The sequence below is a fragment of the Micromonospora sp. CNZ286 genome (genome assembly GCF_014207755.1).
Genome location: NZ_JACHIZ010000001.1, coordinates 2,903,059 through 2,928,749, shown reverse-complemented (window position 1 = coordinate 2,928,749; position 25,691 = coordinate 2,903,059). Strand labels below are relative to the sequence as shown.

Below are 25,691 nucleotides of genomic sequence, written 5' to 3'. Positions count from 1 at the left end.
GGGCGCCGGTGACCGGGTCAGGCGCGGCGGCGTCCGCGGCGGCGGGATCGGCCGCGGCGGGCGGCGAGCACCGCCGCCACCCCGCCGACGGTGAGGGCCAGCAGACCGGCGACCGGCACGATCACCCGCCAGTCCCCGTCGCCGATGCGGTGCAGCGCCGTCCCGGCCGGTCCCCGCCACGGCGGGGAGGCGGTACGTCTCGGTTCGGCGGCCGCCGCCTGCCGGGGCTCCGCCGCCTCGGCGTCCCGCTCACCCGGCTCGACCAGCCGGCCGACCGAGGCGTCCCGGGGCAGCCGGAAGGCCCAGTCGAGCAGCTGGGCGCCCTGCTGCCAGCCGCGTACCGGGCGGGCCTCGGCGCCGAGCAGCGTCACCACGAGGCGGCGTCCGTCCCGCTGCGCGGCGCCGACGTAGCTGTGCCGGGCCAGCTCGGTGAAGCCGGTCTTGCCGCCGAGCGCGCCGGGATAGCGGTAGATGAGCTGGTTCTCGTTCTGGATCTGGAACCCGCCCTTCTTCAGCGCGGGCTGGGCCGGGATCTGCGTGCGCTCGGTGAGCGCGTACCGGCGGAACGCGGCGTCGGCGAAGCAGGCCCGCGCGATGAGCGCCAGGTCGTACGCGCTGGTGAACTGGCCGGGACCGTCCAGGCCGGACGGCGTGACCGCGTGCGTCTGCCCGGCGCCGAGCCGGCGGGCCTGCTCGTTCATCTCGGCGACGCCTGCCTGCGCGCTGCCGGCGCCGAGGCGGGCCAGCATGTTCGCGGCGTCGTTGCCGGACTGGAGCAGCAGGCCCAGCCACAGCGTCTCCACGCTGTAGCGGCCGCCGACGAGCAGGCCGACGGCCGAGCTGCCCGGCTCGATGTCCAGGTCGGCGCGGGTGGCGACGGCGACGTGCTTCGGGTCCAGCCGGCTCAGCATGGTGGCGGCCAGCAGCAGTTTCTGGGTGCTGGCCGGGGTGCCGGGGACGTGTGCGCCACACGCGCCGAGGACCTCGCCGGTGTCCAGGTCCGCCACGAGCCAGGTGGTGGCGGTGACCGCCGGGGGCGCGGGGCTGCCCGGTGGCACGACCAGCCCGGCGCCGGCCAGCGCCTCGCCGCCCACCGCCGCCTGTTCGGGCGTCGTGGCCGGCGGTGCCGGGCGGGGCGGCCGGCTGACCTTCGGGGCGGGCAGGCGCGGGCAGGGCACGGGAGCGGCGCCAGGGGCGGCTACCGGGGTGGCGGGTGTGGTGGCCGGGGCGGCGGCGGCCGGGGCGGGCGTCCCGGTGGCGAGCAGGGTGACGGCGGTGGCGACGGCCAGGGCCCGGGCTCTCATGAGAAGGCACCCTACCGATCCCGATGATCAGGTCGGGACGGCTCACCGGTGTCGTGACGCCGCGCCGACCGGACGCTCCCGGTGGGTGACCGGCCGGGGTGTCAGCGCACGCCGCGCAGCCACCACCGCTGCCACGGCGTCTCCACCGCGCGCCGGTGGTAGTGGGAGCGGACCCAGGCCACTGCCCGCGCGGGCGGCAGCCCGTCCAGCACGGCGAGCGCTGCGAGTGCGGTGCCGGTGCGCCCGACGCCGCCGTGACAGGCCACCTCGACCCGCTCCCCCGCGTACGCGCGCCGCCACGCCTCCCGCAGCGCGTCGAGGGCGTCGGCGCGGTCGGCCGGGATCCAGAAGTCGGGCCAGCGGACCCGCCGGACCGGCCATTCCGGCTCGGGACCGGGCGCCAGCAGCAGGGCGAAGTCGGCGGGCGAACCGGGCTCGGCGACCCGGCGTCCGCGCACGGTGGCACCCCCGGGCAGCGTGAGCAGGCCGGCCTGGTCGGTCCACGGTGTCGCGTCCATGGCTCATTGTGTCGTGTCGGCCGGACACGTGAGTGCCCGCCGGACCGGGTCCGGCGGGCACTCACGATCGAGCCGGGTCGTCCCCGGCGCGCCTCGGATCAGCCGAGGCGACGGCGGCGCCAGGCCATGGAGGCCAGGAGCAGCACCGCACCGGCGGCGGCGAGGCCTCCACCGAGCTTCAGCGGCGTGCCGATGCTGTCACCGGTGACCGGCAGTCCACCCTTGTGCGGCGGCCGGGTCGGCCGCGGCGGCAGGACGGTGCCGGTGGCGCTGGCGATCCGTCCGGACGTCAGACCGGTGGCGGTGAACGTGTACCGGCCCGGCCGGGTCGGCCGGTAGGTGACGGTGAAGTTGCCGCTGGCGTCGGCCGTCACGGTGAACGTGGTCGGCGCCGGCTGCGGCTGGGCACGGTTGGGCGTGTAGGCGACAGGCGCCATCGCCACCGTGCTGCCGTCGCTGCGCCGCGCGGTCCCCTCGGCCGGGGCGGCCGCGGGCAGGCCCGAGATCGCCACGTCGATCCGCACCGACTCGTTCGGCGCGAAGTTCGAACCCCGCAGGGTGAACGTCTCGCCGAGCCGGATGGTGGTCGGTGAGACGGTCAGCGACGCGACCTCGGGCGGGTAGACCGGGGGCTGCGGCTGCGCCGCCCCGGCCGCGGTCGGCACGGCCGCTACGGCCAGGCCCACCGTGAGCGCCATGATGATGCGGGATAGCCGCATGATGGTTTCCCTCCTACTGTTCACAGCTTGGTGCGTTGACTACTTGGGTGGTCCATGGGGTGACGGTGGGCGTGTGCACCAGCTCGGCCGTCCCGGCGCCGGTCTTGCCGGTGAGCACCGTGACGTCGAGCGTCCGGGTCTGCCCCGGGCGCGTCTCCACGTTCGCCACCGCAACCTGGCGGCGGCCGTGGGTGCCACTGCCCATCGCGGTGTCCCGCCCGTCCAGCCGGCCGGTGAGCACGGCGCCGCCGGTGGGCGTGTGGACGGAGACGAAGGTGCGTGCGGTGTACTTGTCGCCAGCCAGAGCAAGCCCGGTGACCGACTTGCTCAGGCCCGACTTCGGGGCGGTGGAGTGCACCGTGACCCGCAGCCGCAGCTCACGGCGCCCGTCCGGGTGGCATTCGCCAACCGTCACGGTGGCCGAGAACCTGAGGTAGTAGCCGAGCTTCGCGCCGCTGCCGTCGTTGAGGAACACGCCGACGGTCGGCACGGAGTCCTTCTCCGGGAGCTGACCGGCCAGTCGGCTGCCGGCCAGTGCGCGTTGCTCCTCAGATCGGACACTCCAGAACAATATCCGACGTTCATTGATTGAACGGGTAAAAACGGTCAAAAGTGCACGCGGGTCGACCGTCTTGGTGAACAGGGTGTCGAAGACGCCCGAGGCGGCCTTGGTGAAGTACTCGTCCTGGTCCTTCGTGTCCAGGTCCCGGTACGAGTCACTGAGGAGCGTCCGTACGGCGGTGGCGGCGCCCAGCGACGGCCCGTCCGGCACGTTCACCGGACCCACGACGCCGAGCAGGTACGACAGGACCACCGGGTCGACCGCCAGGACCCCGTCCACAGTGGTGCCGGTCCGGCGGCGCACCATGTCCCGGTAGAGCGCGGCGGCGGCCGGGAAGTCCGGGTTGAGGTTCACGTCCGCCGGATAGATGCCCGGCAGCTCGCCCCAGAGCCGCTTCGCCTCCGCGTCGACCTTGAGTGGCGGGTCGAAGAAGCGCAGGTCCGACGAGCTGCCCTGCTTCACGAGGCGGATCCGCCCACCCTCGGCGCGCAGGACGGCGTACGCGCCGAACATGCCACCGGTGGCGCGCAGCTCGGCCGGGTTCTGCGAGACCAGCAGATAACTGCGCGGTCCGTCCGCGCCGAGCAGCGGCGGCAGCAGCCGGGCGCCGCGGTCAGCCGCCGAGGTCAGCTCGCCGAGCTGGTCCAGCTCGGCGCGCAGCGCGGTGACCGCGTCGCGTACCTGCGTCACGAGGTCACCGGTGGGCACCTGCCGCAGCCGGTCGGCGGTCCGGCGCACCGCCTGGTCGGCGGCGGAGACCTCGGCCGAGACGGCGCGCAGGCGGGCCAGATCCAGCTTGCCCTGCTTCGGCACCAGCGAGGCGAGGTCGACGCGCAGCAGCGTGGGGAACGCCAGCCGGGCCAGATCGTCCACCGCCACCGAGATCTGCCGCACCGCGGCGAGGTTGTCCCCCGCGTACGGCGTCTGCTGGCCGACCCACCACACCGGATCCCCGGTCTCGCCGCGCGCGGCGGCGGCCTGCTCCTGCAATGCGGCGAGCGTGCGCTGGGCCCGGGCCACGTCGCCGTCGAGCACCTGGGCGCTGAGTTCCCGGGCCAGCCCGGCGGCGTTCACCAGGTGAGCGCGGGCCTGCCAGCCCCGGAACGCGACCCAGCCACCGGCGCTGAGCAGCACCGACACGACGACCAGCCCGGTCAGCAGGATCCGGCGGACCCGGGTGCGCCGGCGCCGTCGCGAGCGGCGCCGCCGGACGGGCATGGCACCAGGTCCGCTCACGGATTCCCCCTATGCGTCGGTCGAATCAGACACAATTCGCGATCGAGTGCTTTTTAGCATGAAAAAGTGCCCGTTCGGGGCGTTATTCGATACTCTGGCGATTTAACTGCTGTGTGCGAACTTTGTTCGGTTCGACGGTCGCTCGGCCGCCTCGTGCAGCAGCGCCTCGATCCGGTCCACACCGGCCCGCATCGACATGTCCCGCAGGTACGCGTCACGTCCCCGCCTGCCCATGTCGAGCCGGGCGGCCGGCGGGATGGCGGCGGCCAGCCAGAAGCGGTCGGCCAGCGCCGCCCAGTCCTCCGGCGGGCAGGACAGACCGGCGCGGGCCCGCTCCACCACCTCCGCCGTCTCCCCCGCCGCGGAGGCGACCACCGGCGCGGCGCAGGAGAGCGCGGCCTGGAGCTTGCCGGGCACCCGGCCACGCAGCTCCGGCAGGTCGCGCTGGGCCACGAGCTGGTAGTCGGCGGCGGCGTAGAGCTGCGGCATGTCCACCGCGGACCGTCGCTCCAGGAACCGGACGTTGTCCGCGCCGAGGTCGGCGGCGAGCCCTCGCACCCGCCGCTCCTGCGGACCCGAACCCACGAGCACCAGATCCATCCGGTCGCCGAGCGCCGCCGCCGCGCGGACCGCCGTCTCCAGATCCTGGTGCGCGCCGATCGTCCCGGCGTGCATCACCACGCAGCGGTCGTCCCGGCGGACCAGCCGCCGCACGGCCGGACCGGCCTGGGTGGGCCGGAAGATCCGCTCGTCGGTCCAGTTCGGCGCGGCGCGCACCCGGCCCGGGTCGGCCCCGCCGGCGCGGACCAGGTCCGCCATGAACGGCGAACCGACAGCCACCACCGCCGACTCCCGGTAGAGGCGGCGAGTGGCGGCCTCCAGCCGCGCCGGCCACCCGCTGTCCTGCGCCGAGCGCCCGTCCCGCTCCGTCCACACGTCCTGCACGTGCAGCACGGTCGGCGTACGGCCAAGCAGCCGCAGCAGCCCGGTGGCCGCGAACGTGACCGCCGGATGGCCGTAGACGTAGAGCACGTCGACGTCGCGCAGCAGGCCCCGGCCGGCGAGCGCGGCGCTGCCGGCGAAGGAGAGCCAGGTCGCGGCGCGGGCACGGGCGGAACCGTCGCCCGCGGCGTACCGGGGCACCCGGCGCACGGTCAGCCGCTCGCTGTGCGTCTGGTGCCGCCAGCGCTGCCGCCAGCCGGGATAGACGTGGCCGCCCGGGTAGTCCGGGAAGCCGGTGAGCACCCGTACCTCGTGGCCCCGGGCCACCAGCTCCTCGGCCAGGCTGCCCGGGACGAACGCCGGCTCCGGCGGGAAGTGGTAGGTGAGGATGCCGACCCTCATGACCGCGCTCCCGGCGCGGCTTTCCGGACGGCCGGGCACCGCAGCGCGTACCATTCCCGCATCCCCTCTGCGTCCGGCCGCGACCGCCGGAAGAACGCCGTCGCGGCACCCTCCGTCGCGACCGTGCCGACGAGAGGGGTGCAGATGGTCGACGAGGTGCTCTTCGTCTGCCACGCGAACATGTGCCGGTCACCGATGGCGGAGTTCATCGCCCGCCGGATGCTGGCCGGCCTGCCGCTGGCGGTGGCCAGCGCGGGGACCGACGCGATCGACGGTGCTGCCATGCACCCGTACGCGGTCGAGGTGACTGTGCGGACCGGCGCGGACCCGGCGGCCTTCCGCACCCGCCGGCTGCGCCCGGAGCACCTGACCGGGGCGGCGCTGGTGCTGACCGCGACCCGCCGGCAACGCTCGGCCTGCACCTCGCTGGCGCCGGCCGCGCTGACCCGGACGTTCACGCTGCGGCAGTTCGCCCGGCTGGCGGCCGAGGCCCGCCCCGCCGAGGCGGAGGCGGACGCGGGCACGCCGTTGCGGGCGGCGGTGTCGGCCGCGGTCCGCGCCCGGGGGCGGCTGCAACCCGCCGCCCCCGACGCGGAGGACCTGCGCGACCCGATCGGCGGTTCGCCCGCCGACTTCCGGCGCTGTGCCGAGGAGATCGAGCGGTCGATCCGGCCCGTGCTCGCACTCATCGCGACAGCCGGGTGAGTTCCTGCGTCCGGTCGCCCACGGCCTTCGCGCCCCGCCGGGTGCCGGCCCGGTCGGCCGGTACGGAGGGCGCCGCTGGCGGCACGACCACCTTGTACGCCTCGTACTGGTAGGCGTCCGACTTGGCCACCTTGGCCATGTTCAGCACGCAGCCGAGCAGGCGCACCGAGACCGAGCTGAGCGCGTGCGCCGCCGCCGCGACCTGGCTGCGGGAGGTACGCCCCTGCTGGGTGACCAGGAGCGCGCCGTCGGCCTGCACGGCCACCACCACGCCGTCGGTGACCGCCAGCAGCGGCGCGGTGTCGATGACCACGATGTCCGCCGAGTCCCGCAGCGCGACCAGCAGGTCCGCCATGGACTTGGAGCCGAGCAGCTCGCTCGGGTTGGGCGGGGTGGCGCCGCTGGGCAGCACCAGCAGGGACTTCTCCCCCCAGCGCTGCACCACGTCACCGACCTGGACGTCGCCGACCAGCACGTCGGTGAGGCCGACGCCGCCGTCGAGCCCGAGGTAGTCGGCGACCTTGGGGCGGCGCAGGTCGGCGTCGATCAGCAGCACCCGCCAGCCCGCCTCGGCCAGCGCGATGGCGGTGTTGCAGGCCATCGTGGTCTTGCCCTCGCCCTGCAACGCGCTGGTGACCGCGATGACCCGGGCCGGCTCGTGCACGTCCACGAAGCGCAGGTTGGTACGCAGCTTGCGGACCGCCTCGGCCCGGGCGGAGGTGGCCGCGTCGCCGACGATCAGCGGCGCCGACCGCGCGCCGGTCTCGTACGGGATCTCGCCGAGGAGCGGACTGCCGGTCACCCGTTGCAGCCCGGCGCCGTCGCGCATCCGGACGTCGGCCACCCCGCGCAGCACTGCGAGGCCGACGCCGAGCAGCAGGCCGAGCAGACCGCCCAGGACCAGGTTGCGGGTGGGCTGCGGCGAGACCGGGTTGGAGGTGACGCGGGGACCGCTGACCACCTCGATCTTGATCGGCGGGGCCTTGCCGTCCGGCGGCGTCTCGACCTTGCGTACCAGATCGGTGAACTTCGTCGCGAGCGTCTCGGTGGTCTTCAACGCCCGGGTCTGGTCGGTGTCGGTGATCGTCGCCTGGAGCAGGACCGTGCCGGCCGTGGCGGTGGTGTGGATCCGGCTGCGCACCTGGTCGGCGGTGAGGCCGAGCGGCGCGTCGGCGACCACGCTCTGCGCCAGCCGGTCGCTGGTGAGCAGGTCACCGTAGGACTTCACCCGCTGCTGGAGGAAGAGGCTGCCCTGGTAGGCGTCGGTGACCCCCTGGCTGGGCGTGGTGACGAAGAACGTCACCGAGGCCTCGTACCGAGGCGCCGTCCGGACCGTCACCAGCGCGGCGGTGCCCAGACCGAGCATCACCGTCACCAGCACGATCCACCAGTGGCGTCGGACCAGGCGCAGGTAGCCGAGAACGTCCATCACGCTCCCCCTCGCGACACGCCGGTCTGCCGATGAAACTGCACGAAAGCCCCCTAAAAACACCAGTCGCCGTGCCAGGATCGAATCGCCTATTCACGACGTTACGTGACTGGACGACAGTAAACGACCGAACAGGCACAGACGGTCTAATCCTTTCAATACGGATAGGACGTAGAGGGCAGCCCATGGATCGTGACGCGATCACAGCCGTTCGACCCGCCGGCCGGATCACCCACCGCGCCGCCACCCTTTCCCTGTTAACGCTGGACACGGCCGCGTGGTGCGGAGGTTTTCTCGGCGCTGCCTGGACGCGGTACGAATTCGACCTCACCGCCGCCGCCAGCGCCCGTACGCTCGGCATGGCGCTGGCCTGCGCCGCGCTGTACGCCGTGCTCACGCTGCTGCGGTCCCGGCTCTACGGCCGGTATCCGATCGGCAGCGCCGGCGACGCGCAGGGCCTGGCCACCACCGTCGCGCTCGTCGCGGCCGTCGGTTTCGTCGCCCTGCTGCCGTGGACGCAGCACCCGGTGCCGGCCAGCACGCCGCTGATCGGCGGCTCGGTCGCACTCGTGGTGATGGCGACCGCCCGGGGAGTCTGGCGGGCCCACGCCGACCGCCGGCCGCCCGCCGCACGACACGCCGAGCGCTGCCTGATCTACGGGGTGGACGCGGCGAGCGAGCGGCTCGTCCGGGTGCTGCTGCACGACCCGGACAGCAGCTACCGGCCGGTGGGCCTGCTCGACGACGCGCCCGACAGCCGCGGACTGCGGCTGGAGCGGCTGCGCGTGCTCGGCGGCCGGGAACAGATCGCCGCCGCCGTCCGTGCCACCCGGGCGAGCACAGTCATCTTCTCGATGAGCGGCTCGGATCCGCAGCTGCTGCGCGACGTCCGGACCCGCACGCTGGAGGCCGGCGCGGCGTTCAAGGTCCTGCCGCCGGTACGCGAGGTCCTCGACCGCCCGGTGGCCGCCACCGACGTACGCGACCTCCAGCTCACCGACCTGCTGGGCCGCGCGCACCGGGTGGCCGAGCTGAGCGTGGAGCGCGGCGGGCTGGCCGGGCGCCGGGTGCTCGTCACCGGCGCCGGCGGCTCGATCGGCTCGGAACTGTGCCGGCAGATCGCCCGCTGCGAGCCGGACGAGCTGATGATGCTCGACCGGGACGAGTCCGCGCTGCACGCCTTGCAGATGTCCCTGCACGGGCGCGCGCTGCTGGACGGGCCGGAGCTGATCCTCGCCGACATCCGCGACGCCGAGGGCATCGCCCGGGTGATCGCCGACCGGCAGCCCGACGTGGTGTTCCACGCCGCGGCGCTCAAGCACCTCACGCTGCTCCAGCGCCATCCCGGCGAGGCGATCAAGACCAACATCCTGGGTACGCTGAACGTGCTGGAGGCGTGCCGGGACGTCGCCGAGTTCGTGAACATCTCCACCGACAAGGCGGCCAACCCGGCGAGCGTCCTCGGCTACTCCAAGCGGATCACCGAACGGCTCACCGCGTACCACGCGCAGCGCCTGGACGGCCGATACCTGAGCGTCCGGTTCGGCAACGTGCTCAGCAGCCGCGGCTCGGTGCTCACCGCGTTCCAGGCGCAGATCCGGGCCGGGGTGCCGATCACCGTCACCCACCCCGATGTGACCCGCTACTTCATGACCGTGCAGGAGGCGGTGCACCTGGTGCTCCAGGCCGCGACGATCGGCCGGGGCGGCGAGGCGCTGGTGCTCGACATGGGCGAGCCGGTCCGGATCGCCGACGTGGCGCGCCGGCTGGCCGCCGAGGCGGACCGCCCGACGGAGATCGTCTTCACCGGCCTGCGACCGGGCGAGAAGCTGCACGAGCACCTGTTCGGCGCCGACGAGGTGGACAGCCGGCCGCTGCACCCACTCATCTCCCACGTCCCCGTGCCCGAACTGGACCCGGACGAGGTGCGCGGGCTCGACCCGTACGCCGACCCGGACGAGCTGATCAAGCGGATGGCCGCGTTCTGCGACCCGGTCGGGGCGTCCCTGCCGGCCCTGCCCGGGCAGCGCTGACCCGCCGGCCGATGGGACGCCCCACCCAGGTGGTGAGACGGGCGTCCCATCGGCCGGCTCGGCTCGCCGCCGGTGGCGGCGCCCGTTAGGGTTGGTCCAGGTGTGCCGGGAAGCCTGGTCGGCGATGGTTCCGCCGACCCCAGCTTCCGAACGGACGCCGCATGCCCCAGCACACTCCGCACCGCTCCCGCCTGCTGTCCCGCCGCTCCTGGCCGGAGGCCCGCTTCCTGGCCGACGTGCTGCGCACCGAGACCGTCGGCGGCGGCCTGCTCCTGCTCGGCGCGGTGCTCGCCCTGATCTGGGCCAACTCGCCGTGGCGCGCCACGTACGCCGAACTGAGCCACTGGGTGCCCTGGCCCGGCGGCGCCGGCCTGCACCTCGACCTCGACCTGCGCACCTGGGCCGCCGACGGGCTGCTGGCGATCTTCTTCTTCGTGGTCGGCCTGGAACTCAAGCGCGAGTTCGTCGCCGGTGACCTGCGCGACCCCCGGCGGGCCGCGTTGCCGGTGGTGGCCGCGCTCGGCGGCATGATCGCGCCCGCGCTGGTCTACCTCGCGGTGACGCTCAGCGCCGGCGGCACCGGCCTGCGCGGATGGGCCATCCCCACCGCCACCGACATCGCCTTCGCGCTCGCCGTGCTCGCCGTCATCAGCTCCCACCTGCCGCAGGGGCTGCGCGCCTTCCTGCTGACCCTCGCCGTGGTCGACGACCTCTTCGCGATCACCATCATCGCGGTCTTCTACACCGACGGGTTCCACCCGCTGCCGCTGCTCGCCGCGCTGCTGCCGATCGCCATGTTCGGGCTGCTCGTGCAGCGGCGGCGGACCTGGTGGTGGGCGCTGATCCCGCTCGCGGTGACCGCCTGGGCGCTGGTGCACGCCTCCGGTGTGCACGCCACGGTGGCGGGCGTGCTGCTCGGCTTCACCGTGCCGGTGCTGCGGGGACGCGACGGCGCACCCGGTCTCGCCGAGCGGCTGGAGCACCGCTGGCGGCCGGTCTCCGCGGGCCTGGCCGTACCGGTCTTCGCCTTCTTCGCCGCCGGGGTGACGCTGGTCGGGGTGGACCTGGGCGGCGTGCTCACCAGCCCCGTGGTGCTCGCGGTGGCCGCCGGGCTGGTGCTCGGCAAGGTGATCGGCGTGTTCGGCTCGACGTACCTGCTCGCCCGGTTCACCAGGGCCGAACTGGACGAGGAGATCACCTGGGCCGACCTGGCCGGGCTGGCTCTGCTGGCCGGAATCGGGTTCACCGTGTCGCTGCTCATCGGCGAGCTGGCGTTCGGCGCCGGCAGCCCGGAGGAGGACGGCGTCAAGGTGGCGGTGCTGCTCGGCTCGCTCACCTCCGCGCTGCTGGCCTCGGTGGTGCTGGTCCGCCGCAACCGGGTCTACCGGCGGATCAGCGAACGGGAGAGCCGGGACGCCGACGGCGACGGCGTCCCGGACGTCTACCAGGAGGGCCCGGCCTGAACCGGCGCGGCGGGCGTGACCAGCCGGTCACGCCCGCCGCACGGGTCGGCGCGGTACGCCTCAGCGCCGGCGCTCGGCCGGGCGCGGCTCGCGCTTGCGCTCCGGTTCCTCGAGCGCCTCGGCGGCCGGGGCGGTGAGGTCGTCACCGGGCACGGCCACCTGCTCGGCGCGGTCCTGCTCGTCCTCGCGCCCGCCCGGCGGCGGCTCCGGCGCGGTGGCGCCCCCGGCGAAGCCGTACTCGTTGGGCTCGTCGTGCCTGCTCATGGGCGGAACCTCCCGGTCGTGCCGATTCGTCCTCCGCCGGGCGGTCACCGCCACGGCGCTCACCCGGGCTACTTACCCACCGAGGCGCTCTCCGATCATCGGGCGCCGCCGCACCACTCACGTCGGTTCCGCTCAGGTCAGCTCGGAGACCGCCTCGAAGATCAGCCAGAGGCCGCAGATGGCGAACAGCACCGCCGCGCCGTAGCGGATGGTCCGCTCCGGCAGGTGCCGGCCGAGCATCCGGCCCACCAGGATCGCCAGCGCGTCCGCTGCGACCATGCCGAGCGTCGACCCGAGCCAGGTGCCGAACCAGCCGTACTTGGTGGCCAGCGTGATGGTGGCGAGCATGGTCTTGTCGCCCAGCTCGGCCAGGAAGAACGCCACACCGACGGCGATGACGGCGGACCGGCCGCCGCGCTCGGCCTTGCGCTTCTCCTCCTCGGTCAGCCTGTCGCCGCGCAGCGTCCAGGCGCCGAAGCCGAGGAACGCCAGACCGGCGATGAGCGAGATCCAGTCGGTGGGCAGTGCGGCGTTCAGGCCGTACCCGATGGCCACCGAGGCCAGGTGGACGACGGCGGTGGCGATCGTGATGCCGATGAGCACCGGCACCGGCTTGAACCGCGTGGCGAACGTCAGTGCCATGAGCTGGGACTTGTCGCCCAGCTCGGCGACGAAGATGACGCCGAAGCTGACCACCAGCGCGACGAGGAAACCCTCCATGTGAACCTTCCCGATCAAGCCGGGAGGAGGAACGGGGGCGCCCTCGACCCGGCTGCGACAGCCTGAGTCGAAGGTCTCGCCCGCCCCGGAGACCGGGGCCGCGTGGCCGGATGCGGAACGCACCAGTGTGTCGACCACGACATTGGGGGCTACTCCCCTTCGCGCCGCCAGCCTAGCCGATCACCGGCCGCCCCGGTCACCGGGTGTGGGCGGGGCCACGGCGGCCCTCAGTCGGCCCGGGCCAGGCTCACGCCGAACAGCCCGTCCGGGTCGGTCCAGAACGCCCGCCTGTCGAACCCGGCGGCGGTCAGCTCGGCTGCGATCCCCTCCGGCCGGAACTTGGCCGACACCTCGGTCCGCAGCTCCTCGCCGGCGGCGAACACCACGTCGGTGTCCAGGACCCGCACCCGGGCCGGGTGCTCGGCGCGCAACCGCATCTCGATCCACTCCCGGTCGGGATCCCAGACCGCCACGTGCCGGAACGCGTCGACGTCGAAGTCCGCGCCCAGCTCACGGTTGATCACCCGGAGCACGTTGCGGTTGAACTCGGCGGTCACGCCCGCCGCGTCGTCGTACGCGGGCACGATCACGCCCGGGTCCTTGACCAGGTCGGTGCCGACCAGCAGCCAGTCGCCGGTCTCCAGCGCCGCGCGCATCGCGGTGAGGAACTCGGCCCGCTCCACCGGCAGCAGGTTGCCGATCGTGCCGCCGAGGAACGCCACCAGACGACGGCCGCCGGTGGGCAGCCGGTCCAGGTGACGGGTGAAGTCACCGACGATCCCCCGCACCCGCAGCCCCGGGTACGCGGCGGCGATCTGCTCGGTGGACGACCGCAACGCGCTCACCGAGACGTCCAGCGGCACGAACGTGCCCAGGTCGCCGTGGCGGGTGAACGCGTCGAGCAGCAGCCGGGTCTTCTCCGACGAACCCGAACCCAGCTCGATCAGCGTCTTCGCCCCGGTCATGGTGGCGACGTCGTCGGCGTGCGCGGCCAGCACCGCCCGCTCGGCCCGCGTCGGGTAGTACTCCGGCAGGCGGGTGATCTCCTCGAACAGCTCGCTGCCCCGGGCGTCGTAGAACCACTTCGGCGGCAGCCACTTCGGCGTCGCGGCCAGCCCGACCCGCACGTCCTCCCGCAACCCACGGTCGAGGTCCTGCTGCTCCAGGTGGATCTCCAGCGGCTCCGCGCTCATCGAGTGTCCTCTCTTGCGGTGGGTACGGATCGTCGGACGGCGGTCGTCTCCCGCACGTCGAGCCCGCCCGTGGTCGCCACCACGAGCCGGCCGTCCGGCACGGCCCGCCAGGCCGGGTCGTCGTCGAACGGTTCGGACGCCAGCAGCACCGAGTCCGGGCCGCGGCGCACCGACAGCGCGTGCCCGGCCGTGCTCGCCACCACAGTCGTACCGTCGGTGAGCAGCAGGTTCAGCCGCGAGCCGGGAGCGGCGGCGGCGACCGCCGCGACGGTGTCCGCCACCGCCTCGTCCGGTGGCGCGCCGGCCCGCAGCCGGTGCCGGACCAGCGCCCACAGCAGCGCCGAGTCGGTCGGCACGTCGAGTGTGATCAGGTCGCGCACGGGCAGGCCGGCGGCGAGCGGGACCAGGCTGTCCGGCCAGCCCTTCACCACGCCGTTGTGGCTGAACAGCCACCGCCCCTCGGCGAAGGGCGCCGCGGCGGTCTCGTGCAGCGGCATGCCGACGGTGGCGGATCGGACCGCGGCCAGCACCGCCCGCACCCGCGTCACGGCGGCCAGCTCCGGCAGTGTGGTGTCGCTCCACATCGGCTGGGCCCGCCGGTAGCGGACCGGGTCGCCGTCGTCGGGATACCAGGCGACGCCGAAACCGTCGGCGTTTATCGTGCCGCCGCCACGCATGTCACGCGGCGCCCACGACTGGCGCAGCAGCCCGTACGGCGGGTCGGACAGCAGGCTGCGCAGGAGCACGGGTGGACCGAGATACGCGAGGTGACGGCACATCGGGCCGGCTCACTCCTCGGGTCCGGTGTCACGGGCGCAGCGGAAACCGCTGAAGATCTGCCGCCGGATCGGGTAGTCCCAATTGCGGAACGTGCCCCGGCAGGCGGACCGGTCGGTGCCGAACGAGCCGCCGCGCAGCACCCGGTGGTCGTCGCCGAAGAAGACCTCCGAGTACTCCCGGTACGGGAACGCGGTGAAGCCCGGGTGGCCCCGGAACGGCGAGGAGGTCCACTCCCACACGTCGCCGACGAGCTGGTGCACGCCCAGCGGCGAGGCGCCCGCCGGGTACGCGCCCACCGGCGCCGGCCACAGGTGCCGCTGGCCCAGGTTGGCGTGCTCGGTGGCCGGGTCCTCGTCGCCCCACGGGTAGCGGCGGGACCGGCCGGTCGCCGGATCCCAGCGGGCCGCCTTCTCCCACTCCGCCTCCGTCGGCAGCCGCTTGCCGGCCCACGCCGCGTACGCCTGCGCCTCGTACCAGCAGACGTGCACCACCGGCTCGTCGTCGCGTACCGGCGACCAGCGGCCGAACCGGCGGTACGCCCAGCCGTCCCCGTCGCGCCGCCAGTGCATCGGCGCGCTCAGGTCCGCCTCGATCCGGTGCCGCCAGCCGGCCTCGCTCCACCAGCGCGGCTCGTCGTACCCGCCGTCAGCGACGAACGCCCGGTACTGCCCGTTCGTCACCGGCGCGGCGTCGATGACGTACGCGGGCAGGTCGACGGTGTGCGCCGGGCGCTCGTTGTCCAGCGCCCACGGGTCGGTGGAGGTGCCCATGGTGAACGGCCCGGCCGGCACCCGCACCTCCCCGCCGACCCGGGCCCGGGGCTCCGGCGGGGGCGGCGCGTCCAGCACCGGGGCGCCGGCACGCAGCTGGTGGGTGGCGAGCATGGTCTCGTCGTGCTGCTGCTCGTGCTGCACGATCATGCCGAACGCGAACCCGTCGGCGACGAGGGGACGCTCGGTGAAGCGGATGCCGTCGAGCAGGTCGAACACCTTCTCCCGTACCGTACTGACGTACGCGCGGGCCTCGGCCGGGGGCAGCAGCGGCAGGGCCGGCCGGTCCTTGCGGGGCTGCTTGAACGCGTCGTAGAGGTCGTCGATGTCGTGGCGCACCGGGTCGCGGCCGCCGACGTCGCGGACCAGCCACAGCTCCTCCTGGTTGCCGACGTGCGCCAGGTCCCAGACCAGCGGCGACATCAGCGTGGAGTGCTGCCGGACCAGGTCGTCGTCGTCCACCGCGTCGGTCAGCAGCGCGGTACGGGCCCGGGTCCGCTCCAGTTCCGCGGCGATCCGGTCGCGTAGTCGCTCGGTGGTGGTCACCGGTGTCCCCTCTCCGCGGCGGCGCGGTGCCGCCGGATCGCTCGCTGGGTCTCGTCGTGGATGCCGGCCGGCAGGTCGAGCCGGGGCAGGGCTGTCAGGGCCAGGTCGAACAGCGCCGCCGCGGCGGTGGCCAGCGGACGCTCGGCCAGCCCGCACCGGGCCGCCGCGCGCCACCGGTCGGCGACCGGGCCGGCCGCCGCCAGCGCGTCCCGGGTGGTGGCCGGGTCGGCGAAGAGCGCCGCCAGCACCGCCAGCGGCACGGTCCACTCCGGGCCGGGCTGGGTGTCCAGGTAGCGCAGCTCCAGGTAGCCGCGCGGGCGTACCGGCGGGAACAGCGTGCTGAGGTGGTATTCCAGGTCGTCGGTGGTCGGTGGGCGGGGCAGCGCCCCGGCCAGCCAGTCGGCGAACGTGACACCGGGCGGCGCGGTCCAGTCCGGGCCGTCGCCGCGTACGCACAGCAGCGGCGCGGCCAGCGCGTACCCGGTCCAGGCCGCCACCGGGTCCTCGTCGGCACGCTCGGGCGACCAGACCGGACGGGTCCGGGCCGGATCGATGGCCAGCCAGGTGGCCATCCGGGCGGAGGCCCAGCCGGTGCGGCGGCCCGCGTGCCGGTCGGCGGTGGCGAAGGCGGCGAGCAGCGGCGGGCCGACGGCGTGCGCGGCGGCCCACCGCTGGGCCACGTGCTCCGGTTCGCCCGCGTCCAGGCAGACCTGGAGGCCGGCGGTGCTGTACATCATCGCCCGTCCCGCCGGGCCGCGCCGGTCGAAGGCGCACCGCATGGCCCGGTAGCGCGGGGTCTCCACGACAGGCCGGGGAAGGCGCCAGGGGTCGATGCCGCTGCGGCCGAGCACCAGGCCGGCGGCGTCCAGCCGGGCCCGCAGCTCGGCGACGTCGGCCTCGGTGGCCAGGATGAGCGCGGCGACCGACGATCGCGGTGTCGCGGAGATCTCCACCTGCCCGCCGGGCTCCACGGTCACGGCGCCGCCGCGCCGGAGCTCGTCGGCCGGGCTGGTGGGGTCGAGGGTCACGGGGCTGTGCCGCCCCAGCGCCTCGCGTAGTCGCTCGCGGTCGACCGGCCGGGCCGGGTCCGCGGCGTCGTGCACGGTCCATTCCAGTTCGACGCCGACGAGTGCGGGTGGCCCGGTCTTGAAGCAGATCCGGGCGAGGTGGCCCCGGGCCGCCTCCTCGTCCCCCAGGACGACTGCCCGGTCCAGATCCGGCGACATCACCATGGGACGGCTCCTCCTCGGCGATGGGCGACAACGTCGTGGCGACGCGCCCGGCCGGGACGGCACGGGACGCCGCCCCACCATCCTCTGTCTAGCAGACGAGTTCCGCTTGCCCGGAGAGATGAATTTTTGTCCGGAATCTGATTGCGCGGTGGCGGTCAGTCGTCCGTCCGCGGACCCGGGCGCTCGGGCTCCGGGTCGTCGTGCGGGTCGTCCGCCGGAGCGCCGACCAGGTTCCGGCAGTAGCTCTCCACCTGCTCGGGGCCGCCCGCGGCGGCCACCAGGTCGGCGAAGCCCGGCTTGGTGAGCGCCTTCTCCCGCTGCCGCTCCGACTTGGCCAGGTAGGCACGGCAGTGGCCGGCCATGCTCGCCCCGCCGGCCGGGGGTGCGGACGGCCGGGCCTTGGCGCTCGGCGTACCGGAGGGCACCGGCGTCGGCGCCGGTGGCGACGCCGCTCCGGACGCGTCGCCGGCGGGGGTGCTCGGTGCCGGCCGCGACGGCCCGGTGACGGCGGGGCCGGTGGGTCCGGCTGTCGTCGCGGGCGGGAGCACCGGCTCGGGGTTGCTGTCCAGGCGTACGGCGGCGAACGCCACCCCGGCGACGGCGGTGGCGGCCAGCCCGGACAGCGCGGCGGCGATCCGCAGGCGCCGGCGCGGGCGCGGCGCGGCCACCGGCGCCGGTTCGGTCCCGGCGCGGGCCGCCCGGAAGGCGGCGAGCGCCCGCTCCTCCCCGGCGACCTCGCCGGGGGCCGCCGGTCCGGCGGCGGCGGACAGCAGCCGGCTCAGCGGGTCGGCGTCGGCCTCCGGCGGCGTGCCGGCGCGCGCGGCGTCGAGCAGGCGGTCGGACTCCGCCCGGTCGGCGGGCCCGCCGGACCGGCGAGCGTGCATGCCGTCGTCTCCCCTCACGTCAGCCCTCCGCCGGCTCGGCCTCGGGCGCGTGCGGCACCTGGCGGTCGGTACGGGGACGCGGCGCGACGGCGTCCCGGGTGTCGTCCGGCGCGGCCTGCGCCGCCGAGCGCTCCAGCATCGCGGCCAGCCGGCGCAGGCCCCGGTGCGCGGCGGTACGGACCGCGCCGGCCCGCCGGCCCAGCACCCGCCCGGCGGTCTCCGCGTCCAGGCCGATGACGGCCCGCAGCATCACCGCCTCGGCCTCGGCCGGTGGCAGCGTACGGATCAGCGCCAGCGCGCTCTCGGTGGCGATGGCCTCACCGGCCCGGTCGGCGGTGTCGACGTCGGCGGCCAGGTCGTTGAGCGCCTGCACGGGCACCGGCACGGAGGGACGCCGCCGCTGCCGGCGCAGGTGGTCCATGGCCCGGTTGCGGGCGATCGTGACCACCCAGGCGCGGAACTCGCCACCGGTGAACGACGGCAGGTCGCGCGAGATCTGGAGCCACGCCTCCGAGGCCACGTCCTCGGCGTCCGCGCCGACGAGCGCGGTCAGGTAACGCAGCAGCGCGGGCTGCAGGCTGCGGTAGAGGAACCGGAACGCCTCCTCGTCGCCCGCCTGCGCCCCGGCGACCGCCTCGTTCAGTTCGGCCGTCACGCGCGCCGCCCCACCCGGATGACGGCCCGGAGCCGGGCGTCAACGGGTGCCAGTGACCACACCGCCATCCGCACTCGGCCCCCCGGTGAGCTGATCGGGCACCCGCACGAGGGTGCGGTGCGCCGTGGAAACTGCCGCGCGCGGCACGGGCGTCGGCGGGACATACCGTACCGGCGTCCGGGGGCGGCCGGGAGTCGGGCCGACGCCGGGGCGGGCGGGATGCGTCGGCAAGCCTCCGCACGGCGGAGAAACAGAGAGAAATGTCTACCTGCGCCACCGGCGTGTCGGGGTAACACCGACGGCGGGCGTGACGCTCCCCGGATCGGACCCCCGCCGGTACGGCGGGCCGGGAGCGCGGGGGCGCGTCACTTTCTGGCCGATCGTACCGGGTCGATCACGATCAGCCGATCGGCGTCCCGGGTGCCGGACACCCGGCCGAACGGCCGGCCGGACCGGCCGCCGATATCGCGGGAAATACTTCAGGCCTGCTGTGGGTACGGTATGGGGGTGCTGTCCTCAGACGTCGTACTCAGCGGTCGGTACCGCCTTGATGACCGTGTCGCCACCGGCGGCATGGGCGACGTCTGGCGTGCCACAGACCTTGTCCTCGGTCGCCCGGTCGCGGTGAAGGTCCTGCTTCCCGCCCTGGTGTCCGACCCCGACTTCATCGCCCGGTTCCGTTCCGAGGCCCGGATCATGGCCTCCCTGCGCCACCCCGGCGTGGTGCAGGTCTTCGACTGCGGTGAGGACGACCTGCCCAGCGGCGGCCGGGCCGACTACCTGGTGATGGAGTTCGTCGCCGGTGAGCCGCTGTCGCGGCGGATCGAGACCGCCGGGTGCCTCGAGGTCGCCGAGACCATGTCGATCGTGGCCCAGGTGGCGCAGGCCCTGCACGCGGCGCACGGCCGGGGCATCGTCCACCGGGACGTGAAGCCGAGCAACCTGCTCGTGCAGGACGACGGCACCGTGGTCCTGGTCGACTTCGGGGTGGCCCGCTCGACCAACGTCACGAGCATCACCAGCACGAACGCGGTGCCCGGCACCGCCCTCTACATGGCGCCGGAGCAGGCCGCCGGGCGGCCCGTCTCGGGCGCCACCGACGTGTACGCGCTCGGCGCCGTCGCGTACTGCTGCCTCACCGGCAGCCCGCCGTTCACCGGCGACAACCCGCTCCAGGTGGCCGTACGCCATCTCGACGACGAGCCGCCGGAGCTGCCGGCGGAGATCCCGGCGTCGGTGCGGGAGCTGGTGTCGCGGGCGCTGGCCAAGGATCCGGCCGACCGCTACGCGAGCGCGGCGGCGATGGCCGACGCGGCCCGGGCCGCGCGTACCGACTCGCCGACCGCGACGGTGGCGCTGCGCGGTGCGGCGGGCCAGGCGCGGTCGCGGGACGACCAGCCGGCGGTCCGCCCGGGTGCCGCGGTGGCGACGTCGCGGCGGCGGGGCCGGCGCGGCACGCTCGTCGGTGCGCTGGGCGCGGTGCTGGTGGCGATGGGCGCGCTGGGCGCGCTCGTGGCCGCCGCGAACGACACGGCCGAACCGGCCACGAAGATCGACAAGACGGCGCCCGCGGTGGCGCCGAGCGATCCGGCCGCGGAGCCGGTCGCCGACGAGCCGTCGGCCGACGACGAGTACACCTACCGCCCGGTCGGTCCGGGTGGCCGGCCGTCGGCCACACCCTCGGTGACGCCGAGCTCCTCCCCGACCCCGTCGGCGCAGCCGAGCGTGACCGACGAGCCGGCCCCGACGGACGAGCCGAGCAGCACGCCGCCGAGCGCCCCGACGACGACGGAACCGGTCACGCCGACAACGACCCCACCGAGCACTCCGCCGACCGAAGGCACCGGCGGCGGGGACACCGGCGGGCAGCCGGTCACCCAGCCCTGACCCACGGCATCCACGAGCCGGCCCCGCCCACGGCGGAGCCGGCTCGTGCGTGTCCGGGACCGGGCGGTCAGTCCGCGCCGAGCGACGCCACGACCGGCCGGGACAGGGCGCGGCGGGCCGGCAGGACCGAGGCGAGCAGCGCGGCCACCACCGCCACGGCGACGATCAGCCCGATCCGTCCCCAGGGCAGCACCAGCGTGAAGTCACCGCCGATGCGGGCGACCACAGCCGTCGCCCCGGCCGCCGTCCCGGTGCCGAGCGCGATGCCGAGCAGCGTGCCGACGAGCGCGGTGAGCACCGCCTCGACCGCGAGCACGCCCCGCATCCCGGCCCGGCTCAGTCCGACCGCACGCAGCACCGCCGTCTCCCGGGTGCGTTCCACCACGGACAGGCTGAGCGTGTTGGCGACCCCGACCAGCGAGATCACCACGGCCAGGCCGAGCAGCGCGGTGACGAACCCCAGCACCAGGTCGACGGTGCCGGTGAGCATCTTCTTGTACGCGGCCTGGTCCATCACGTTCACCGTCGGGTAGCGGGCCAGCACCGACTCGACGGCGGCCCGGGCCGCGTCGACGCTCACCCCGGCGGCCGGGTCCACCTCGGCCAGGTAGCCGCGCTCGGCCGGGAACATGGCGGTGAAGTCGGCGTCCAGCACGTCCACCAGATGCCCGGCGGGCACCGGGCTGCCGGCCAGGACCGGCTCCTCGTCGGCCACCACCGCGGCGATCCGGAACGGCCGCCCGGCGAGCGTGATCGTGGAGCCGGCCGTCCAGCCCCGGGCGGCGGCCAGTTCGCGGTGCACCAGCACCGCTCCCGGCCCCAGATCCGCCGGGTCACCGGCGTCCACGGCGGACAGCGTCCGCCGGACCAGCGCCGGATGCGCGGCGCGCAGCTGCATGTCGCCGACCACCCGGCTGCGCTGCTCGTGCACCACGCCCAGCTCCGGGCGGGCGGCCAGTTCGCCGGCGACCGTGGCCGGCAGGTCACCGCCGATGCCGGTGACGAGGAAGTCCACGCCGATCCGGGCGTCCACCGCGCGTTCGATGCCGGACTTGACACTCGCCGCGCCGACCACGAAGGCCGAGACCAGCCCGATGCCGATCACCATGGCCGTCGCGGTGGCGGCGACCCGGCGCGGGTTACGCACCGCGTTCGACACCGCCAGCCCGCCGGTGGCGCCGAACGCCGCACGGAACGGCCCGCCGAGCACCCGTACCAGCGCCGGCACCAGCACCGGGCCGAACGCCACGATGCCGCCGAAGGCCAGCAGCCCGCCCGCCGCGACCAGCACCACCTGGCCGGTGGCGCCGGCGCCGGCCAGCGCCGCCACACCGGCGGCGAGCGCCAGCACGCCGACCGCCAGCCGGATCCGACCGGCCGGGCGGACCGGGTCGACCGCCGCGTCGGTGAGCGCCGCCACCGGGGCGACCCGGGTGCCCTGCCAGGCCGGCAGCGCGGCCGACGCCACCGTGAGCAGCGTCCCCAGCCCCAGCGAGACCAGCAGCGTACGCGGGGTCAGCGTGAGCCCGCTGCCCAGCGGCACGCCGGTGCCGGCGAGCAGGAGGCCGAGGCCGCCGGCCACCGCCGCGCCGGCCAGCACTCCGACCACGGAGGCGAGCAGGCCGGTCACCGCCGCCTCGGACAGCGTGGCCCGGTAGATCTGCCCCCGGGTGGCGCCGACCAGGCGCAGCAGCGCGGTACGCCGGGAGCGCTGGGCGAGCACGATGGCGAAGGTGTTGGCGATCACGAAGCCGGCCACCACCACGGCGACCGCCGCGAACGTGCCCAGCAGCATCCCGAACTGCCGCAGGTCGCGTACCGCGTCGTCGACTGCCGCGTCGAGGACGGCGTCCCGGTCCCGGACCGTCACGTCCGGCCCCACCACGGCGCGGATCCGGTCGGCCAGCGCCGCCGCGTCGGCACCGGGCCGCGCCGCCACCATGATCCGGCCGTAGCCCTTCTCGCCGCTGACGGTGAGCGCGTCCGGGCCGGTCAGCCCGATGTACGGGCCGCCGACGTCGCGGGAGCTGCCGTCCACGTCGACGGTGCCGACCAGGGTGTACGGGCGGGCCGCGCCGTCCCGCCCGCCGATCGACACCGGTCCGCCCAGTGTGAAGCGCTGCTCGGCGACGGTCCCGTCGTCCAGCACCACCTCGCCGGGGCGCTGCGGCAGCCGCCCGGCCACCACGTCGTAGGACTGGAGGTCCGCCTCGGTGGGGATCGCGGCGAGCACCGCGTACCCGAGCACGGGACGGCCGTCGGTGCCGACCACGCCGGCGGAGCCGGTGAGCTCGCCCGCGGCGGCGGCCACCCCGTCGACGGCGCGTACCCGGTCCACGAGCGCCGGGGGCAGCGGTTCGGTCCCGGCGTACGCGGCCAGGTCGGTGTGTCTGTCGAACTCACCGGCCCGCTCGTACGCCCCGGCGCGCATGCCGTCGACGAACATCAGCGTGCCGGCGACGAACGCGACGCCGAGCACGATCGCCAGCGAGGACAGCAGCAGGCGCAGGCCGTCGGCGCGGACCTGGCGCAGGGTCAGGCGCAGCATCACGCTCACCGCCCCGCCGGCGCCACGGCCGGGTCGAGCCGGCTGAGCGCGTCCCGGACGTCACCGACTGTCGGCTCGTGCAGCTCGTCGACCAGCCGGCCGTCGGCGAGGAAGACCACCCGGTCGGCGTGCGCGGCGGCGGCCGGGTCGTGGGTGACCATGACGACGGTCTGGCCGAGCGTGTCCACCGCCTCGCGCAGCAGCCGCAGCACCTCCGCGCCGGAGCGCGAGTCGAGGTTGCCGGTCGGCTCGTCGGCGAAGATCACCCACGGCCGGTTGATCAGGGCGCGGGCCACCGCGACGCGCTGCTGCTGCCCGCCGGACAACTCGGCCGGACGGTGCCCGAGGCGGTCGGTCAGGCCCACCGCGGCGACCACCTGACGCAGCCACGTCGCGTCCGGCCGGCGGCCGGCGATCGCCAGCGGGAGGACGATGTTCTCCTCGGCGGTGAGCGTGGGCAGCAGGTTGAACTTCTGGAAGACGAAACCGATCCGGTCCCGGCGCAGCCGGGTGAGCCGCCGGTCGTCCAGGCGCGTCAGGTCGGCGTCACCGATGTGGACCGCCCCGGCGGTCGGCCGGTCGAGGCCGGCGAGGCAGTGCAGCAGCGTGGACTTGCCGGAGCCGGACGGGCCCATGACGGCGGTGAACCGGGCGGCGGCCAGGTCGAGGTCGACGCCGTCGAGCGCGACGACGCGGGACTGCCCCACGCCGTACTCCTTGCGCAGTGCGCGGGCGGCGAGGGCGACGCCTGTGGTCGGTGGTGCGGACACGGTGGTGCTCCTGTCGGACACGGTCTTTGGGACAGTTCCGACGCTAGGTCCGGCACCGGTCAGTTGATCTCCACCTGCGCGCTCGACCTCGGTGCGACCACGGTCGTCCCCCACCGGGCAAACCCGTACGACCTGGGACGTACGGCCGGTCAGCCGCCGGGCGTGACCAGGCCGCTCTCGTACGCCAGGACCACCGCCTGGACCCGGTCGCGGAGCTGGAGCTTGGCCAGGATGCGGCCCACGTGGGTCTTCACGGTCGCCTCCGCGACGTGCACCCGGGCGGCGATCTCGGCGTTGGAGAGCCCCTGCGCCACCAGCAGCAGCACCTCGCGCTCCCGGTCGGTGAGCTGGGCCAGCCGCGGGTCCGCCGTCGGCGCGGGGCCGAGCTGCCCGGCGAACCGGTCGAGCAGCCGCCGGGTGATCGACGGGGCCACCACCGAGTCGCCCTGTGCCACCACCCGGATCGCGGCCATGAGCTCCTCCGGCGGCACGTTCTTGAGCAGGAACCCGCTCGCCCCGGCGCGCAGCGCGGCGAACGCGTCGGCCTCGGTGTCGAACGTGGTGAGCACCAGCACGCGCGGGCCGCCGCCGGCCGAACCGGCGCAGATCCGCCGGGTCGCCTCCACCCCGTCCATGGTGGGCATCCGCAGGTCCATCACCACCACGTCGGCCTCGACCCGGTCCAGCACCCGCAGCGCGTCCGCGCCGTCGATGGCCTCGCCGACCACCTCCAGGTCCGGCTGGGAGCCGAGCACCATCCGGAACCCGGCCCGCACCAGCGCCTGGTCGTCGACGATCATCACCCGCACGGTCACGCCGCCGCGCTCCCTTCCTCGATGCCGGCCGCCGCGGGCAGTGGCAGCCGCGCCTGCACCCGCCAGCCACCGGCGAGTGTGGGGCCGGCGGCGAGGCTGCCGTCGTACACCCCGACCCGTTCCCGCATGCCGACCAGGCCGTGCCCGCCGGACGGCGCCGGCCGGACCACCGGAGCGCCGCCGCCGTCGTCCACCGCCCGGACCACGACGGCGTCCGCGGCCCAGTCCAGCGTCAGCTCCACCGACGCGCCGACGCCCGCGTGCTTGAGCGCGTTGGTCAGGCTCTCCTGGACCACCCGGTAGACGGTCAGCTCCAGGCCGGGCGGCAGCGCCCGCGGGGTGCCGGCGCCGCCGCAGGCGATCCGCAGCCCGGCGGCACGGAACCGGTCGAGCAACGCGGGCAGTTCCACCAGCGCGGGTCGGCGGTGCGCCGGCTCGGCGGCCGGCTCGCCCGCCGCCGGCAGCGGCTCCGGGCGGTCGGGTTCCCGGAGTACGCCGACCAGCCGCCGCATCTCCTCCAGCGCCGCCCGGCCGGTGTCCGCGACCACCTTGGCCGCCTCCCGGGCGGTGGCCGGATCCCGGTCGAGCGTGAACCGCACCCCGTCCGCCTGCACGATCATCACGGCCATGCTGTGGGCGACCACGTCGTGCAGCTCACGGGCGATGCGGGTGCGTTCCTCGGCGACGGCGGCGCGCGCCTCCGCCTCCCGTTCCCGCTCCAGCGTGGCGGCACGCTCCTCCAGGCTGACCACGTAGAGCCGGCGGGTCCGCAGGTTCAGCCCGGCCAGCCAGACCGCGCCGACGATCAGGGCGTAGAAGAACGCGCCCATCCACCAGGGCCCGGTGCCGGGCGACTGGAGCGCGGCGAGCACCCCGCCGATCGCGGCGACGACCCCGGCGACGATGCCGTCGCGGAGCCGGTCGGCGTACTTGACCACGCTGTACAGGGCGATCAGCACGGCGACGTCGTAGCTGAACGGACCCCAGCCGGCGATCACCTGGACCAGCGCGAGCGCGGCCACCAGGACGCCCACCGCCGACGGGTGGGTACGCCGGAAGAACAGCACCGCCGCCATCGCCAGGCCGACCGCGGACGCCGCGAGCCCGGTCAGCCCGGCGAAGTACCCGGACAGCACGAAGAACACGACGAGCCCGCAGACGGCGGCGTCGAACGCGACGCCGCGCAGCGGACGACCGAGGATCAGGCGGTTCACGATCCCCCAGCCTAGGCCCGCCCCCCCGCCGCCCCCGGCCCGTCCCCGACCCGTCCCCGGCCCGTCCCCGTCGATCATGAAGTTGGCGGCGGATGCTGTC

22 protein-coding genes are annotated in these 25,691 nt (G+C 75.0%); 4 read left to right on the top strand and 18 right to left on the bottom strand.

Features of this window, described 5'->3' with window-relative positions; translation table 11 throughout:
- Nucleotides 1-17 precede the first annotated feature (17 nt).
- The 5 genes from FHX31_RS13125 to FHX31_RS13105 all read right to left on the bottom strand — a co-directional run bounded on the left by FHX31_RS13125 (nucleotide 18) and on the right by FHX31_RS13105 (nucleotide 5,683).
- Complete coding sequence (locus FHX31_RS13125) at nucleotides 18-1,304, bottom strand: D-alanyl-D-alanine carboxypeptidase family protein (RefSeq protein WP_184976287.1); 1,287 nt, start codon at nucleotides 1,302-1,304, stop codon at nucleotides 18-20.
- Between the two features lie 101 nt (nucleotides 1,305-1,405).
- Nucleotides 1,406-1,822 (bottom strand): protein-tyrosine phosphatase family protein, encoded by a 417-nt coding sequence (locus FHX31_RS13120; RefSeq protein WP_013286550.1) that lies wholly within the window; start codon nucleotides 1,820-1,822, stop codon nucleotides 1,406-1,408.
- A 98-nt stretch (nucleotides 1,823-1,920) separates the two neighbouring features.
- Nucleotides 1,921-2,541, bottom strand: coding sequence for a hypothetical protein (locus tag FHX31_RS13115; protein WP_013286551.1), 621 nt, complete (start codon nucleotides 2,539-2,541; stop codon nucleotides 1,921-1,923).
- A 13-nt stretch (nucleotides 2,542-2,554) separates the two neighbouring features.
- Nucleotides 2,555-4,339, bottom strand: a complete 1,785-nt coding sequence (locus FHX31_RS13110; RefSeq protein WP_184976285.1) for a DUF4012 domain-containing protein — start codon at nucleotides 4,337-4,339, stop codon at nucleotides 2,555-2,557.
- Nucleotides 4,340-4,441: 102 nt separating this feature from the next.
- Complete coding sequence (locus tag FHX31_RS13105) at nucleotides 4,442-5,683, bottom strand: glycosyltransferase family 4 protein (protein ID WP_184976283.1); 1,242 nt, start codon at nucleotides 5,681-5,683, stop codon at nucleotides 4,442-4,444.
- 123 nt (nucleotides 5,684-5,806) lie between these two features.
- On the opposite strand from FHX31_RS13105, the gene FHX31_RS13100 reads away from it, so the two are divergent.
- A complete protein-coding gene (locus FHX31_RS13100) occupies nucleotides 5,807-6,388 on the top strand; it encodes an arsenate reductase/protein-tyrosine-phosphatase family protein (protein WP_486481673.1) in 582 nt (193 codons plus the stop codon).
- On the opposite strand, the gene FHX31_RS13095 is transcribed toward FHX31_RS13100, so the two are convergent.
- Nucleotides 6,369-7,817, bottom strand: a complete 1,449-nt coding sequence (locus FHX31_RS13095; RefSeq protein ID WP_013286555.1) for a tyrosine-protein kinase domain-containing protein — start codon at nucleotides 7,815-7,817, stop codon at nucleotides 6,369-6,371. The two genes, FHX31_RS13100 and FHX31_RS13095, sit on opposite strands and share 20 nt — an antisense overlap.
- A 185-nt stretch (nucleotides 7,818-8,002) precedes the next feature.
- Between FHX31_RS13095 and FHX31_RS13090 the strand changes: the two genes are divergently transcribed.
- Both FHX31_RS13090 and nhaA read left to right on the top strand, forming a co-directional pair.
- Nucleotides 8,003-9,850 carry a nucleoside-diphosphate sugar epimerase/dehydratase gene (locus FHX31_RS13090; RefSeq protein WP_013476626.1) on the top strand — a complete coding sequence of 616 codons (1,848 nt, stop codon included), beginning with the start codon at nucleotides 8,003-8,005 and terminating at the stop codon, nucleotides 9,848-9,850.
- A gap of 161 nt (nucleotides 9,851-10,011) precedes the next feature.
- Nucleotides 10,012-11,313 carry a Na+/H+ antiporter NhaA gene (nhaA, locus tag FHX31_RS13085; protein ID WP_184976281.1) on the top strand — a complete coding sequence of 434 codons (1,302 nt, stop codon included), beginning with the start codon at nucleotides 10,012-10,014 and terminating at the stop codon, nucleotides 11,311-11,313.
- Between the two features lie 60 nt (nucleotides 11,314-11,373).
- Here the strand turns inward: nhaA and FHX31_RS13080 are convergent, their stop codons facing one another.
- The 8 genes from FHX31_RS13080 to FHX31_RS13045 all read right to left on the bottom strand — a co-directional run bounded on the left by FHX31_RS13080 (nucleotide 11,374) and on the right by FHX31_RS13045 (nucleotide 18,357).
- On the bottom strand, nucleotides 11,374-11,577 hold the full coding sequence (locus tag FHX31_RS13080) for a hypothetical protein (RefSeq protein WP_013286558.1): 204 nt from the start codon (nucleotides 11,575-11,577) through the stop codon (nucleotides 11,374-11,376).
- Between the two features lie 132 nt (nucleotides 11,578-11,709).
- Nucleotides 11,710-12,297, bottom strand: coding sequence for a TMEM165/GDT1 family protein (locus FHX31_RS13075; RefSeq protein WP_013286559.1), 588 nt, complete (start codon nucleotides 12,295-12,297; stop codon nucleotides 11,710-11,712).
- A 227-nt stretch (nucleotides 12,298-12,524) separates the two neighbouring features.
- A complete protein-coding gene (gene egtD / locus FHX31_RS13070; protein ID WP_013286560.1) occupies nucleotides 12,525-13,490 on the bottom strand; it encodes an L-histidine N(alpha)-methyltransferase in 966 nt (321 codons plus the stop codon).
- A complete protein-coding gene (egtC, locus tag FHX31_RS13065) occupies nucleotides 13,487-14,269 on the bottom strand; it encodes an ergothioneine biosynthesis protein EgtC (protein ID WP_013286561.1) in 783 nt (260 codons plus the stop codon). The genes egtD and egtC overlap by 4 nt, the downstream gene beginning before the upstream one ends.
- A 9-nt stretch (nucleotides 14,270-14,278) precedes the next feature.
- Nucleotides 14,279-15,586 (bottom strand): ergothioneine biosynthesis protein EgtB, encoded by a 1,308-nt coding sequence (gene egtB, locus FHX31_RS13060; RefSeq protein WP_013476624.1) that lies wholly within the window; start codon nucleotides 15,584-15,586, stop codon nucleotides 14,279-14,281.
- The gene (egtA, locus tag FHX31_RS13055; RefSeq protein WP_013476623.1) at nucleotides 15,583-16,818 is read right to left on the bottom strand and encodes an ergothioneine biosynthesis glutamate--cysteine ligase EgtA; all 1,236 of its coding nucleotides are present in this window, start codon (nucleotides 16,816-16,818) and stop codon (nucleotides 15,583-15,585) included. The genes egtB and egtA overlap by 4 nt, the downstream gene beginning before the upstream one ends.
- A gap of 155 nt (nucleotides 16,819-16,973) precedes the next feature.
- On the bottom strand, nucleotides 16,974-17,720 hold the full coding sequence (locus FHX31_RS13050) for a hypothetical protein (protein WP_013476622.1): 747 nt from the start codon (nucleotides 17,718-17,720) through the stop codon (nucleotides 16,974-16,976).
- A 1-nt stretch (nucleotide 17,721) separates the two neighbouring features.
- A complete protein-coding gene (locus tag FHX31_RS13045) occupies nucleotides 17,722-18,357 on the bottom strand; it encodes an RNA polymerase sigma factor (RefSeq protein ID WP_013476621.1) in 636 nt (211 codons plus the stop codon).
- Between the two features lie 501 nt (nucleotides 18,358-18,858).
- Between FHX31_RS13045 and FHX31_RS13040 the strand changes: the two genes are divergently transcribed.
- The gene (locus tag FHX31_RS13040; protein ID WP_184976279.1) at nucleotides 18,859-20,244 is read left to right on the top strand and encodes a serine/threonine-protein kinase; all 1,386 of its coding nucleotides are present in this window, start codon (nucleotides 18,859-18,861) and stop codon (nucleotides 20,242-20,244) included.
- A gap of 67 nt (nucleotides 20,245-20,311) precedes the next feature.
- Here FHX31_RS13040 and FHX31_RS13035 read toward each other — a convergent pair whose 3' ends face one another.
- The 4 genes from FHX31_RS13035 to FHX31_RS13020 form a co-directional block, all read right to left on the bottom strand.
- Complete coding sequence (locus FHX31_RS13035) at nucleotides 20,312-22,792, bottom strand: ABC transporter permease (protein ID WP_013476619.1); 2,481 nt, start codon at nucleotides 22,790-22,792, stop codon at nucleotides 20,312-20,314.
- A gap of 5 nt (nucleotides 22,793-22,797) precedes the next feature.
- Nucleotides 22,798-23,562: an ABC transporter ATP-binding protein gene (locus tag FHX31_RS13030; protein ID WP_013476618.1), complete on the bottom strand. Its 765-nt coding sequence runs from the start codon at nucleotides 23,560-23,562 to the stop codon at nucleotides 22,798-22,800.
- 149 nt (nucleotides 23,563-23,711) lie between these two features.
- Entirely contained in the window at nucleotides 23,712-24,377 is a 666-nt protein-coding gene (locus tag FHX31_RS13025; RefSeq protein WP_013476617.1) for a response regulator, read from the bottom strand.
- Entirely contained in the window at nucleotides 24,374-25,591 is a 1,218-nt protein-coding gene (locus tag FHX31_RS13020) for a sensor histidine kinase (RefSeq protein WP_091327424.1), read from the bottom strand. Before FHX31_RS13020 ends, FHX31_RS13025 begins: the two co-directional genes overlap by 4 nt.
- Nucleotides 25,592-25,691 lie beyond the last annotated feature (100 nt).

Excerpts from the sequence above, each read along its gene's own strand:
- FHX31_RS13125 (WP_184976287.1), bottom strand. The coding sequence starts at position 1,304 with ATGAGAGCCCGGGCCCTGGCCGTCGCCACCGCCGTCACCCTGCTCGCC.
- FHX31_RS13120 (WP_013286550.1), bottom strand. The coding sequence starts at position 1,822 with ATGGACGCGACACCGTGGACCGACCAGGCCGGCCTGCTCACGCTGCCC.
- FHX31_RS13115 (WP_013286551.1), bottom strand. The coding sequence starts at position 2,541 with ATGCGGCTATCCCGCATCATCATGGCGCTCACGGTGGGCCTGGCCGTA.
- FHX31_RS13105 (WP_184976283.1), bottom strand. The coding sequence starts at position 5,683 with ATGAGGGTCGGCATCCTCACCTACCACTTCCCGCCGGAGCCGGCGTTC.
- FHX31_RS13095 (WP_013286555.1), bottom strand. The coding sequence starts at position 7,817 with ATGGACGTTCTCGGCTACCTGCGCCTGGTCCGACGCCACTGGTGGATC.
- FHX31_RS13090 (WP_013476626.1), top strand. The coding sequence starts at position 8,003 with ATGGATCGTGACGCGATCACAGCCGTTCGACCCGCCGGCCGGATCACC.
- nhaA (WP_184976281.1), top strand. The coding sequence starts at position 10,012 with ATGCCCCAGCACACTCCGCACCGCTCCCGCCTGCTGTCCCGCCGCTCC.
- FHX31_RS13080 (WP_013286558.1), bottom strand. The coding sequence starts at position 11,577 with ATGAGCAGGCACGACGAGCCCAACGAGTACGGCTTCGCCGGGGGCGCC.
- FHX31_RS13075 (WP_013286559.1), bottom strand. The coding sequence starts at position 12,297 with ATGGAGGGTTTCCTCGTCGCGCTGGTGGTCAGCTTCGGCGTCATCTTC.
- egtD (WP_013286560.1), bottom strand. The coding sequence starts at position 13,490 with ATGAGCGCGGAGCCGCTGGAGATCCACCTGGAGCAGCAGGACCTCGAC.
- egtC (WP_013286561.1), bottom strand. The coding sequence starts at position 14,269 with ATGTGCCGTCACCTCGCGTATCTCGGTCCACCCGTGCTCCTGCGCAGC.
- egtA (WP_013476623.1), bottom strand. The coding sequence starts at position 16,818 with ATGGTGATGTCGCCGGATCTGGACCGGGCAGTCGTCCTGGGGGACGAG.
- FHX31_RS13040 (WP_184976279.1), top strand. The coding sequence starts at position 18,859 with ATGGGGGTGCTGTCCTCAGACGTCGTACTCAGCGGTCGGTACCGCCTT.
- FHX31_RS13035 (WP_013476619.1), bottom strand. The coding sequence starts at position 22,792 with ATGCTGCGCCTGACCCTGCGCCAGGTCCGCGCCGACGGCCTGCGCCTG.